The sequence below is a fragment of the Pseudomonas sp. ACM7 genome, from assembly GCF_004136015.1.
Classification (GTDB): domain Bacteria; phylum Pseudomonadota; class Gammaproteobacteria; order Pseudomonadales; family Pseudomonadaceae; genus Aquipseudomonas; species Aquipseudomonas frigoris.
Genome location: NZ_CP024866.1, coordinates 6,237,005 through 6,250,220, shown reverse-complemented (window position 1 = coordinate 6,250,220; position 13,216 = coordinate 6,237,005). Strand labels below are relative to the sequence as shown.

General features: G+C 59.9%; 10 protein-coding genes and 1 pseudogene. All 11 read left to right on the top strand.

Going from position 1 to position 13,216, the window contains the following annotated elements:
- Positions 1–12: 12 nt before the first annotated feature.
- Positions 13–195, top strand: coding sequence for an OprD family outer membrane porin (locus CUN63_RS32490; RefSeq protein WP_256657625.1), 183 nt, complete (start codon positions 13–15; stop codon positions 193–195).
- A pseudogene (locus tag CUN63_RS32480) lies at positions 174–742 on the top strand (OprD family outer membrane porin). Before CUN63_RS32490 ends, CUN63_RS32480 begins: the two are co-directional and overlap by 22 nt.
- Positions 743–762: 20 nt before the next feature.
- On the top strand, positions 763–1,008 hold the full coding sequence (locus CUN63_RS29840; protein ID WP_129444745.1) for a hypothetical protein: 246 nt from the start codon (positions 763–765) through the stop codon (positions 1,006–1,008).
- Between the two features lie 94 nt (positions 1,009–1,102).
- Positions 1,103–3,664, top strand: coding sequence for a nitrite reductase large subunit NirB (nirB, locus tag CUN63_RS29835; protein WP_129444744.1), 2,562 nt, complete (start codon positions 1,103–1,105; stop codon positions 3,662–3,664).
- A complete protein-coding gene (nirD, locus tag CUN63_RS29830) occupies positions 3,664–4,041 on the top strand; it encodes a nitrite reductase small subunit NirD (protein ID WP_129444743.1) in 378 nt (125 codons plus the stop codon). The genes nirB and nirD overlap by 1 nt, the downstream gene beginning before the upstream one ends.
- Positions 4,042–4,081: 40 nt before the next feature.
- Positions 4,082–4,522 (top strand): CBS domain-containing protein, encoded by a 441-nt coding sequence (locus tag CUN63_RS29825; RefSeq protein ID WP_129444742.1) that lies wholly within the window; start codon positions 4,082–4,084, stop codon positions 4,520–4,522.
- Positions 4,523–5,425: 903 nt separating this feature from the next.
- Positions 5,426–5,869 (top strand): CopD family copper resistance protein, encoded by a 444-nt coding sequence (locus CUN63_RS29815; protein WP_129444740.1) that lies wholly within the window; start codon positions 5,426–5,428, stop codon positions 5,867–5,869.
- A 116-nt stretch (positions 5,870–5,985) separates the two neighbouring features.
- The gene (locus CUN63_RS29810; protein WP_129444739.1) at positions 5,986–7,329 is read left to right on the top strand and encodes a coproporphyrinogen III oxidase; all 1,344 of its coding nucleotides are present in this window, start codon (positions 5,986–5,988) and stop codon (positions 7,327–7,329) included.
- A 22-nt stretch (positions 7,330–7,351) separates the two neighbouring features.
- Positions 7,352–8,740, top strand: coding sequence for an oxygen-independent coproporphyrinogen III oxidase (gene hemN / locus CUN63_RS29805; RefSeq protein ID WP_129444738.1), 1,389 nt, complete (start codon positions 7,352–7,354; stop codon positions 8,738–8,740).
- A 268-nt stretch (positions 8,741–9,008) separates the two neighbouring features.
- The gene (nosR, locus tag CUN63_RS29800) at positions 9,009–11,222 is read left to right on the top strand and encodes a transcriptional regulator NosR (protein WP_129444737.1); all 2,214 of its coding nucleotides are present in this window, start codon (positions 9,009–9,011) and stop codon (positions 11,220–11,222) included.
- Positions 11,223–11,275: 53 nt separating this feature from the next.
- On the top strand, positions 11,276–13,198 hold the full coding sequence (gene nosZ, locus CUN63_RS29795; RefSeq protein WP_371928239.1) for a TAT-dependent nitrous-oxide reductase: 1,923 nt from the start codon (positions 11,276–11,278) through the stop codon (positions 13,196–13,198).
- Positions 13,199–13,216 lie beyond the last annotated feature (18 nt).

The following is a 13,216-nucleotide window of genomic DNA, read 5'->3' as shown; positions in this document are numbered from 1 at the left end:
GGCACCCCAAGGATGAGTTCAGCCGTGGCCAAGCTGCGGTTTTCCTCGACTGAACTGCGTTACGGCGAGCAGCGGGTGAAAACCCCGGTGTTCGGTTCATCCGACAGCCGCTTGCTGCCGGAGACCGCCACCGGCTGGCTGCTGACCAGTCGCCAATTGCCTACACCCAGCCGTTGGCGGAAGGCCAGGACCTGATCTTTGATCTCAATCTGTACCGAACCCAGGACACCGGCAAGGCCTTGTCCGGCCGCATCGACAACACCACCTGGAGTTTGCTGTCGACCTACAAGCTCGGTGCCCACAGCTTCGCCTGGGTTATCAAAAGGTCGATGGCGACACGCCTTTCGATTACGTGACCCGTGGCGCGATTTACCTGAGTAACGCCGTGGCACTGTCCGATTTCAACGCGCCCCGGGAGGCTTCCTGGCAAGCGCGCTACGACCTGAACATGGCCAGTTACGGCATTCCCGGCCTGACCTTCGGCACCCTGTACGTGCGCGGCAGCGGTATTGACGGTACGCACATGGACCCAAACGGCGGCTACAAATGGCTGGGCTACGGGCAGGGCGGCAAGCATTGGGAACGTGATCTGCAGGCCAAATACGTGGTGCAGTCGGGCGTCGCGAAAAACCTCGCGTTCAGCCTGCGCCATGCGGTTCATCGCGCGAATGCGGCGCAAGCAGAACTGGACGCCAATCAGATCCGCCTGGCGATCGAATACCCGCTGGGTGGCAAATTCTGATCCGGAACGGGATCGCCTTTGTGCACTTTTATAAGGCCGCGCAACACGCCTCTGCACTATGCGAAGGCAAACATCGGGCGTTCATGGACACCCGTGGTCAACGTTTACTGGCGCAAGGACTGCCAATGGCCGACTGGCACAAAGTCTGCAAGACACTGTTCAGGCCCACTGTGAACACAGTCGAGTGGGCAGCCCCCTCGGTCAACGACGATCGATTGGCCGAACAGGTCGCGGGCAACATCGGTGAATCCGGCATAGATGCCTGACTTAGCACCGTAAACGAACAGGCAAAGACGCCTGGAACCGCAAGGTTTCAGGCGTTTTTTTTGCTTTTTGAACAGCTATCGACGGGTGTCTCTTATGAATTCCAATGTTGCCACTTTGAACAAGCTGCAAACGCTGATCGTGATCGGCAATGGCATGGTCGGACATCATTGTGTCGAACAGCTGATCGAACGCGGTGCCCTTGATCACTATCGGCTGCACGTGTTCAGCGAGGAGCCGATGCGCGCCTACGACCGTGTGCACCTTTCCGAGTATTTCTCCGGCCGTGATGCCGAGTCACTGGCCCTCGGTGAAGCCTCGCTGTACCAGACCCCGGGCGTCACGTTGCATTTGGGGGTGCCGGTCCTGGAAATCGACCGCGCCCGCCGCCAGGTGATCACCGCGCAAGGCTGTGTCTCCTACGACAAATTGGTGCTGGCCACCGGGTCCTATCCGTTTGTGCCACCGATCGAAGGCGCCGAGGGCGATTCGCGCCTGGTGTATCGCACCCTTGAAGACCTCGACGCCATTCGTGCCGCGGCAAGCAACGCCCGACGCGGTGTGGTGGTCGGCGGTGGCTTGCTGGGCCTGGAGGCGGCCAACGCCCTGAAAACCCTGGGGCTGGAAGCCCATGTGGTGGAATTCGCCCCGCGCCTGATGCCGGTGCAGCTGGACGAATACGGTGGCCTGGCGCTCAAGGCGCAGATCGAACGCCTCGGCGTCGGTGTGCACCTGTCGCGCGGCACTCAATCGATCAGCGCAGGCGAGAAATACCGCTACCGCATGAATTTCGCCAATGACGAATTCCTTGAAACCGACCTGATCGTGTTTTCCGCCGGTATCCGTGCGCAAGACGCACTGGCCCGTCAATGCTCGCTGGAAGTCGGCCCGCGCGGCGGCGTTGTAATTGACGATCAATGCCAGAGCAGCGATCCGAACATCTATGCCATCGGCGAGTGTGCCGCGTGGAACGGCAGCATTTTTGGCCTGGTCGCCCCGGGCTACCAAATGGCTCGCAGTGTTGCCGCACTGCTGTGCAATGAAACCGCCGAGCCGTTCATGGGCGCGGACATGTCGACCAAACTCAAGCTGCTGGGCGTCGATGTCGGTTCCATCGGCGACGCCCACGGCAGCACGCCAGGCGCACGCAGTTATCAGTTCATCGACGAAACCACGGCCAGCTATCGACGCCTGGTGGTGGACGCGACGGGCAAGCACGTACTCGGTGCGGTGCTGGTCGGTGACAACAGCTATTACGACACGCTGCTGCAATACATGCAGAACGCGATTGCGCTGCCGGCGGAACCCGTCAGCCTGATTCTGCCGTCGTCCGAAGGCGCGCCGACCCTGGGCCCGGGGGCGTTGCCCGAAGCGGCCACGGTGTGCTCGTGCCACAACGTCACCAAGGGTTCCATTTGCTCGGCCATCGACGGTGGTTGCACCGACCTCGGCCTCCTCAAGTCACAGACCAAGGCGTGCACAGGTTGCGGCGGTTGTGCCGGGCTGCTCAAGCAGGTTTTCGAACATGAGTTGATTGCTCGTGGCGTCAGCGTCGACAAGAGCCTGTGCGAACACTTCGCCTATACCCGTCAGGAGCTTTATGCGCTGGTGCGGGTAGAAGGGGTGAGCACCTTCGAAGAACTCCTGGCCAAGCATGGCCGTGGCCACACCGGTTGCGACGTGTGCAAACCGGCGGTGGGATCGATCCTCGCGTCGTGCTGGAACCAGCCGATCATGGACGCATCGCTGGTGCCGCTGCAGGACACCAACGACACGTTCATGGCCAACATGCAGAAAAACGGTACCTATTCGGTGGTGCCACGCATCCCCGGTGGCGAGATCACCGCCGACAAACTGATCGCGATTGGTGTGGTGGCGAAGAAATACGACCTCTACACCAAAATCACCGGCGGCCAGCGTATCGACCTGTTTGGCGCGCAATTGCATGAGTTGCCGGACATCTGGGCCGAGCTGATTGAAGCGGGTTTCGAAACCGGGCACGCCTACGGCAAATCGACCCGCACGGTGAAGTCGTGTGTCGGCAGCACCTGGTGCCGTTATGGCGTGCAGGACAGTGTGCAAATGGCCCTGACCATCGAGGACCGCTACAAGGGCCTGCGCTCACCGCACAAACTCAAATTCGCGGTGTCCGGCTGCACACGGGAATGCGCCGAGGCCCAGAGCAAAGACGTTGGCGTGATCGCCACCGAGAAAGGTTGGAACCTTTACATCGCCGGCAACGGCGGCATGCGCCCACGCCATGCCGAGCTGTTCGCCACCGACCTCGACGATGCGACCCTGATCCGCTACATCGACCGCTTCCTGATGTTCTACATCCGCACCGCCGACAAATTGCAGCGTACCTCGGTCTGGCGCGAAAGCCTGGAAGGCGGCCTCGATTACCTCAAGGATGTGATCATCAACGACAGCCTCGGGCTGGGTGAAGAGCTCGAATCGCAGATGCAACTGGTGGTCAACCGCTATGAATGCGAGTGGGCCAACGCCCTCAAAGACCCGGAAAAACTCAAGCGCTTCCGTACCTTCGTCAACGATAAACGCCCGGACCCGGACATCCACTTTGTCCAGGAACGCGGCCAGCGGCGCCCGATCATGGCCGCCGAACTCAACCTTATCCCTGTTATCGAGGAGATTGCCTGATGAGCCAGTCCAATACCCAACGCATCGATTCCCTGGAAAACACCGAGGCCTGGCAAACGGTGTGCGAGCAACAGGACCTGGTCAGCAACTCCGGCGTTGTCGTCTGGCTCGATGGCGCACAGGTGGCGCTGTTTTACCTGCCGGGTGCCGAGGGTCGGACCCTCTATGCCATCGACAATCATGACCCGCAATCCGGGGCGAATGTCATTGGTCGCGGGTTGGTGGGCAGCATCAAGGGGGATCTGGTGGTTGCTTCGCCGATCTACAAACAGCATTTCAGGCTTGAGGACGGTAGCTGCCTGGAGTACCCGCAACAGCGACTGCGTGTCTGGCCTGTGCGGTTGAACGCCGGCGCGGTGCAAGTCGGGGTGGCTTGAAGGTGGTCAACAGGATCGCGCAACGGTATCGGAGGCACTGATGAAAACAGCCGCACAATTGCTGAAACTCAAGGTCGTGCAAAACCGCCAGGTGCATAGCATCGCGCCCGATGAAATGGTGCTTGAAGCCCTGAGGATCATGGCCGAAAAGAACGTGGGCGCGCTTCCGGTGATCGAGGCCGGGCAGGTGGTCGGCGTGATCAGCGAGCGCGACTATGCGCGCAAGGTCGTGCTGCAGGGGCGCTCTTCGGTCGGTACGCCGGTGCGCGACATCATGAGCGCGCCCGTGGTGACCGCCGACAGTCAGCAGAGCATCGAGCGTTGCATGGCGGTCATGACCGACAGCCATTTGCGTCACTTGCCGGTGGTGGATGGTGGCGAACTGATTGGTCTGTTATCGATTGGGGATTTGGTCAAGGAAGCCATCGTTGAACAGGCTGATCTGATTCGGCAGCTGGAGCATTACATTCGTGGGCACTGAACGGGGCCTCGCTGTTCACTTCAGGTTGGGGTACATATCCGTTTCTGCGGTGATGGCTGCTGGCGGTTTCGCTTTTACAGCGAGTCACTTGGAAAAGCCCCAAGTAACCAAGGGCTTTTGCCCCGCCATTCGGTGCCTCGCTTTGGCTCGGCATGCCCTCACTCCGGCATTGCTCCGGGGGGCCGCCGCCATCGGCCATCCATGGCCGGGGGCGGCTACCGCGGCATCCTTGCCGCGGTGCCCCCTGCGCAACGCCTGCGTTCGGCCTCTGGGAAAGGGGCGGCAGATCTGAAGCCAAAGCAACGGCAACGGCAACGGCAACGGCAACGGCAAGATCAACAGCTTCGCGAGCAAGCCCGCTCCCACATAAAGCAGATCGGCGTACAGCTTTTGCTACTCACCACTCAACAGGCCGAGCGTTAGCTCGCCTGCAGCTTTTGATCTTGATGCACCGCCCCCTCGAGAGGCCGAGCGCAGGTTCTGCGCAGTGGGCAACCCGGCATGGATGCCGGGTTAGCCGCCCCCGGCCATGGATGGCCGATGGCGGCGGGCCCACGGAGCAGGACCGGAGCGAGGGCATGCCGAGCCTAGGCGAGGCACCGAACGAAAGGGGCAAGAGCCCTTGGTTACTTGGGGCTTTTCCAAGTGACCCGCCGTAAGGGCGGAACCCTAAGCAGCCGTTACCGAAGAAACGGATATACACACGATCAACAACAGACAGGTCGGCCCCCTCGCTACGCATGTGTGTGCCTGGAATCACCGAGCTTGGGGGTTTTGCGGGTTTCTTGATCGGTATCAACCGCATGGCCAAGTAGTCTCTGTAGTCTCAAGAGACCGACAGCCAGTGCGCTCACCCCAATGTTCGCCGTAGCGCGGGTTGCCTTGACCCAAGGCGAAAACACCATGATCTATCCACTGATTCTGACCTTGCACCTGTTTGCCGCGCTGATCTTCATCGGCACGGTGCTCTTCGAAGTCCTGTTCCTGGAAAGCATCCGCAAACAGCTACCCGCCAGGGTGATGCTGCTGGTGGAGCAGGGTATCGGTCGCCGGGCCCGCTCGCTGATGCCGTGGGTGCTGCTGGTGTTGTTCGGTGCGGGGCTGGGCATGGTCTGGTTGCGCTACTTGCCAGCCCTTGCCTCACCACTGGCCTCATCGTTCGGCACATTGCTGGCGTTGAAAATCGCAGTGGCCGTGAGTGTGCTGCTGCATTTCCTCGGCGCCATGTTGTTGTTCAAAAGCGGCCGGATGAGCCCGCGATACCTGCACTTCATCCATGGCAGCCTGTTCTGCCACATGATCGTCATCGTGCTGCTGGCCAAGGGCATGTTTTACCTGACGTGGTAATCGGGTTTGACCGGTGGTCCGTTGTGCAGACACTTGGCTTGCGCTTGATGCAAATCAAGGAGCATTGATGGTTAAACCGGGAGACTGAAAATCCGCAGCCAGTCTCGGAGACGGTCATGCTCGATTTATTTCACAACCCAGGCGAGATCGATCGGTGCGATCAAGGCGTGCTTGACCCTAACTGTCATGCCGACACGCAAAAATTTCATGACGGTATTGGCTCTCTGGATCTGCTTCGTGCACTGCGCGTCAGCCGCCAGAAGTGCCGTCCGCTGTCCCTGAACGTGCAACTGCCTTCCAGCCTCAAGCCGTCTTCCTGTGCCCCACGTGATATCGCCAGCGAGTACAACGGTATCGAGCAGTCCCTTCAGCATCTGGAGCAGGAAATCGATCTCGTCGGTTGTCACCTCGGTGCAGAGCAACGGGTCGAGCAGTTTCATCTGGGGGGCGGAACACCCGCGCCTGCCCATCTGGAGCGGCTGATGAGTCATCTGCGTGGCCGGTTCAACTTTCTTGAACATGAAGGCGGTGACTACAGCGTCGAGGTGGACCTTCACCATACCGACTGGTCGACCATGGGGTTGCTGCGCGACCAGGGATTCAATCATGTGAGCATCGGCGTTCCGGATATCGACGCCGACTGTGACAGGTCGGTGGCCTGCTACCAGAACCCGGCGCCGATCCAGTCGCTCATGGATGCCGCGCGCACCTTTGGCTTTCGATCCATCAACGTCGATCTGGGTTTTGGCCATGCCTGGCAGACGCCAGACAGTTTTGCGCTGAAGCTGGCGACCATTATCGAGCTGGAGCCGGACCGGCTCATGGTGTTCGACTATGCCCGGCCGCCACGGCGCTATCGGCCGGTGCTCGGTGACAAAGTCAGAGCGCTGTGCCGCCAGGACGATAAAGGCGCGATGCGCCAGATCTGCTTTGATCAACTGATTTGCGCGGGTTATCACTACATCGGTCTTGGGCAGTTTGTCCGGCCTGATGATGATTTGGCGGTCGCCCAGGAGCGAGGCCGGTTGCGCCGTACCTGTGAGGGTTTCTCCCGTCACGGCTATTGCGATCATGTTGGATTCGGTTTGGGTGCCATCAGCCAGATCGACGATTTGTACACGCAAAATACCGACGAGATTGAACGCTATCAGCAGCAACTGGACCTGAGGCAATTGCCGACGTGTCGAGGCTGGCGCTTCGAGGCGGGGGATCAGATCAGGCAGATGGTCATGGAGCGTCTGGCCTGTGATCAGGAACTGGATATCCGCGCCATCGAGAGGCGCTACGGTCTGGTTTTTTCCAAGTACTTTTCCTCTGTCTGGCCGTTGCTGGAGCAATTGAGCCGGGATGGGTTGATTGAGTTGTCAGATCGTTTCATCAGTATCCTTCCCGCCGGTCGGCCGGAAGTGGATGCCATCTGCAACCTGTTTGAAAAGGATTTGGGCGGTGCGAAGCATTAGCCCCATTGCGAGTTGATCGATCATGAACACGACATTTGATTTCAATCGCGCCCTGGTCGAAAAGTATGACCGACCGGGGCCGCGCTATACCTCTTACCCCACGGCGCCGCAGTTTCACCAGGCGTTTGCCGTTGACGACTATCAGCGTGCCGCCCGTGACAGCAATCAGGTGGCCGCGCCGAAACCGCTGTCGGTGTACATCCACATCCCGTTCTGCAAAAGCCTTTGTTACTACTGCGCCTGCAACAAAATCATTACCCAGAAAACCCATCGCGCGGTCGAGTACCTGAAGTACCTCAAGCGTGAAATCGCGATGCAGGCGGCCTTGTTCGACAACACCCGCAAACTCACTCAGTTGCACCTGGGTGGCGGCACGCCGACCTATTTGACCAGCGAGCAGCTGGCGGACCTGATGGACTGTCTGCACCAGGCGTTCAACATGGATGACAGCGATGACCATGAGTTCTCCATCGAGGTCGACCCACGGACCATCAGCACCGAGCAGATTCAGTCGTTGCGCCAGTTGGGCTTCAATCGCCTGAGTTTCGGCGTGCAGGATTTCGACCCCGACGTACAGGCGGCGGTCAATCGCCTGCAAAGTGAAGAGCAGATTTATGCGCTGGTCGCGGCGGCGCGCGAGGCGCAATTCAAGTCGATCAGCGTCGACCTTATCTACGGTCTGCCACTGCAAACCGTGCAGAGTTTCGACGTCACCCTCAGCAAGATCATCGCGCTGCGTCCAGACCGGATTGCCGCCTACAGCTACGCGCATTTGCCGGAAATGGTCCGCGCGCAACGGCTGATTCGCCCCGCCGACATGCCGCCACCAGAGCGCAAGCTGGAATTGCTCGAGCTGACCATCCGCCGTCTGACCGAGGCCGGTTACGTCTATATCGGCATGGACCATTTCGCCTTGCCGGAGGACGAGCTGGCGCTGGCCCGGGCCAATGGCACCTTGCAGCGTAACTTTCAGGGCTATTCCACCCATGCCGACTGCGATTTGATCGGCCTTGGGGTGTCGTCGATCGGCAAGGTTGGCGACAGCTACAGCCAGAGCGTCAAGGCGCTTTCGCAGTACTACGCCCGTATCGATCAAGGGTTGTTGCCAGTGCATCGGGGTTATCGCTTGAACGCCGACGACCTGCTGCGCCGCGAGGTGATCAGCGACCTGATGTGCCATGGCCGTATCGCGTTCGACAAGTATGAGGCGCGTCATGGCATTCGCTTCACCGAGTATTTTGCCGAGGCGCTGGCGCAGCTGGGCGAGCATGTGCGCGATGGATTGCTGCAGATTCACCGCGACGAATTGGTGCTGCTGCCACAAGGGCATTTGATGATGCGCAGTGCCGCAATGGCGTTCGACGCCTATCTGGGTGGTGAGCAAAAAGGCCAGTTTTCCCGCACGGTTTGAGAGGCAAAACATGCTCTTTGTAGCAGCTGGCGTAGCCTGCGTTCGGCTGCGGAGCAGTCGTAAAACCTGACGGCACGGTGTTCCTAAAGCACCGCATTGTTAGATTTCACGACTGCTCCGCAGCCGAACGCAGGCTTCGCCAGCTGCTACAAGGTTTGCGTTGCGGCTGAAATGGCTTAGCTGATCGGCATTACCTTGGAGCCTGTCTTCCGGGGCTACTTTCTTAAGTTGATTTCAATCAAGGGCAGGGGGCGCAACGCTCCCTAACATGACCGAAAGCCCTTTTGAAATCAGCGAACCCATGACAATCCATCAGCCTTCGATACACGGCAACCTGCGCGCCTGGGGCGTCGGGCTGGTGGTCATGCTGATGCTGATGCTCGCCACCTTCGAGGAGGTGCAGGCCAAGCAGTACGGTGACATCGAGCAGCAGCGCATCGAGAAAACCTTCCCTCTGACCGATTCCGTTTCCGCCCCCGAAGGCCCGTTCAAGGTGCGCACACTGTCCGCCGCCGGCAAGGTGCTTGGTTATGTGTTCCAAAGCCTGGACGTGGTGGATATTCCGGCCTACTCGGGCAAACCGATCAACACCCAAGTGATTCTCGACACGACCGGCATGATTCAGGATGCCTATGTGCTGGAACACCACGAGCCGATTCTGCTGATAGGCATCCCTGAGGCAAAACTTCACGGCTTCAGCGCCAAATACAAAGGCATCAAGGTCAGCCAGCGGGTCGTCGTCGGCCACTCCAGTGACCCGAACGCGGTCACGGTCGATGCCATCGCCGGCGCAACCGTCACGGCGATGGTGGTCAACGAGGTCATCATGCGCGCCGCCCATGAGGTGGCCGTATCGCTGAAACTGATCGAGGACACGGCCGGTGTGGCACGCAAGCCCGCCACCGTACGGCTGGACTTTTTCGAGCCCGCCACCTGGGAACAACTGACCGGCAACGGTGCCATCCGCCGCTTGAACCTGACCCGTGGCCAGGTCGACGCCGCCTTCAAGGGCACCGACGCCGAAGGCGTGGAAAACGCCGCCGCCGATCAGGTGGATGAGACCTTTATCGAGCTCTACACCGCCGACCTGAATCCGCCGACCATCGGCCGCGCGCTGCTGGGCGACAATCAATATCGATTCCTCATGCAAGACCTCAAGCCCGGCGAACAGGCCATCGCGGTGCTGGGTCGTGGGCTGTTTTCCTATAAAGGCTCGGGGTATGTGCGCGGCGGGATTTTCGATCGGGTGCAATTGCGCCAGTTCGGCAACGTCATCAGTTTTCGCGACATGGACCATCAGCGGCTCTCCGACGTGTTCGCCAAGGGCATGCCGGAATTCACTGAGATGTCGATTTTCATTGTGCGCGAACCGGCGAAGTTTGATCCGGGATCGCCCTGGTCCCTGGAGTTGCTGGTGCGTCGCCAGACCGGGCCGCTCAGTGGCACGTTCAGCAGCTTTGAACTGCCTTATCAATTGCCCGAGCCGTACCTTGAACGGCCACTGCCCAGCGCCGAAGAACTGGCGGCCCTCGAGGAAGCCAGCCGACCAATGTGGTTGACCATCTGGTACCAGAAACACTTCCAGATCGGCGTCCTCGGGGCTGCGTTGCTGCTGCTGACGGCCATCCTGTTCCTGCAAGACAAGTTCACCCGCCGGCCGCATTTTCTGCACTGGCTGCGCCGCGGTTACCTGGTCTTTACCGTGGTGTTTATCGGCTGGTATGCGCTGGGGCAGTTGTCGGTGGTCAATGTCCTGACCTTTGTGCATGCGCTGTTCGAGCGCTTCCGCTGGGAGCTGTTTCTCACCGATCCGCTGATCTTCATGCTCTGGGTCTTCGCCGCCGCGAGCATTCTGCTGTGGGGTCGCGGCGTGTTCTGCGGCTGGCTGTGTCCGTTTGGCGCCTTGCAAGAGTTGATCAACGAGGCCGCGCGCAAGCTGAAAATCCCTCAATACGAATTGCCGTTCGCGGTGCATGAGCGCTTGTGGGCGATCAAATACATCATTTTGCTTCTGCTGTTCGGCATCTCCCTGGAGTCGATGTCCACCGCCGAGCTGTTCGCCGAGGTGGAGCCGTTCAAGACCGTCATCACCCTCAGGTTCGACCGCCAGTGGTGGTTCGTGCTCTACGCGGTGGCGCTGCTGCTCATCAACATCTTCACGCGCAAAGTCTATTGCCGCTACATCTGCCCGTTGGGGGCGGCGCTGGCGATTCCGACCAAACTGCGCCTGTTCGACTGGCTCAAACGCCGCAAGGACTGCGGCACACCCTGCCAACTGTGCGCCAAGGAATGCGAGATCCAGGCGATTCACCCCGATGGCCGGATCAATGCCAACGAGTGCCACTACTGCCTCGATTGCCAGATGACGTACCAGAACGACAACAAATGCCCGCCGCTGATCAACAAGCGCAAGAAGCGCGGCAAACCGGCACCCGCCGCTGTGCAACTGATACCTGTCGTGGAAGTGACCGCTCTGGAATGAACCCCGCGAGCGCCCGTCCGCAGTGACCGTTTTTATCCCTTCAAGGAAAACACCTGATGAACGACACAGAATCCAAAAAGACCACTGAAGTGCCGGAACCGACCGGCCTCAGTCGTCGCGGCTTCCTGGGCACCAGCGCGGTGACCGGTGCGGTACTGGCCGGCGCCACGGCCATTGGTGGCGCGGTCTTCACCCGTGAGACATGGGCGGCAGCGGCCAAGGACGCGCAACTGAAAACCCACGTCGGGCCGGGCGAGCTGGACCAGTACTATGGTTTCTGGAGTGGCGGCCATCAGGGGGAAGTGCGGATCATGGGCATTCCGTCGATGCGCGAGTTGTTGCGTGTTCCGGTGTTCAACGTCGATTCCGCCACCGGTTGGGGCCTGACCAACGAAAGCAAACGGATCATGGGCGACAGCGCGCATTTCCGGAATGGCGACTGCCACCACCCGCATTTGTCCATGACTGACGGCAAGTACGACGGCAAATACCTGTTCATTAACGACAAGGCCAACAGCCGCGTTGCGCGCATCCGTCTGGACATCATGAAGTGCGACAAGATGCTCACCGTGCCCAATGTGCAGGCCGTTCACGGGCTACGCCTGCAAAAAGTGCCGCACACAAAATACGTGTTCGCCAATGCCGAATTCGTGATTCCTCACCCCAATGACGGCAGCACCTTCGACCTGCAGGACAAGAACAGCTACACCATGTTCAACGCCATCGATGCCGAGAAAATGGAGATGGCCTTCCAGGTCATCGTTGACGGCAACCTCGATAACACCGACGCCGATTACACCGGCAAGTACGCGGCTTCTACCTGCTACAACTCGGAGAAGGCCTACGACCTGGGCGGCATGATGCGCAATGAGCGCGATTGGGTGGTGGTGTTCAACATTCAACGCGTTGAAGCGGCGATCAAGGCCGGCAAGTTCATCACCGTGGGCGACTCCAAGGTGCCGGTGGTCGACGGCCGTAAAAACGACGGCAAGGACAGCGAGTTCACCCGCTACATCCCGGTGCCGAAGAACCCCCACGGGATCAATATGACGCCCGATGGCAAGTACTTCATTGCCGCCGGCAAACTCTCGCCCACTTGCACGATCATCGCCACCGCGAAGCTGGATGATCTGTTCGACGACAAACTGAAGGACCCGCGTGACGCGGTGGTCGGCGAGCCGGAACTGGGTCTGGGCCCGCTGCACACCACCTACGACGGCCGCGGCAATGCCTACACCACGCTGTTTATCGACAGCCAGGTAGTGAAGTGGAACGTGGAGGAGGCCGTTCGCGCCTACACCGGCGAGAAGGTCAACTACATCAAGCAGAAACTCGACGTGCAGTATCAGCCGGGGCACAACCATGCGTCGCTGACCGAAACCCGCGAGGCCGACGGCCAATGGCTGATGGTGCTCAGCAAGTTTTCCAAGGACCGCTTCCTGCCGACCGGCCCGCTGCACCCGGAAAACGATCAGTTGATCGATATTTCCGGCGAGGAAATGAAACTGGTGCACGACGGCCCGGCCTTTGCCGAACCCCACGACTGCGTCATGGCCCGCCGCGACCAGATCAAGACCAAGAAGATCTGGGACCGCAACGACCCGTTTTTCGCCGAGACCGTAGCGATCGCCGCCAAAGACGGGATCAAGCTGGAGACCGACAACAAGGTCATCCGCGACGGTAACAAAGTCCGCGTCTACATGACCTCGATGGCCCCGGCCTACGGCCTGCCGGAGTTCACCGTCAAGCAGGGCAACGAGGTCACGGTGACCATCACCAACATCGACCAGATTGAAGACGTGACCCACGGCTTCGTGATGACCAACCATGGCGTCAGCATGGAGATCAGCCCGCAGCAGACCTCATCGATCACCTTCATCGCCGACAAGGCCGGCCTGCACTGGTACTACTGCAGCTGGTTCTGCCATGCGCTGCACATGGAAATGGTCGGTCGCATGAAGGTCGAGAAGGCCTGACCGTTGCCCATCGACAGG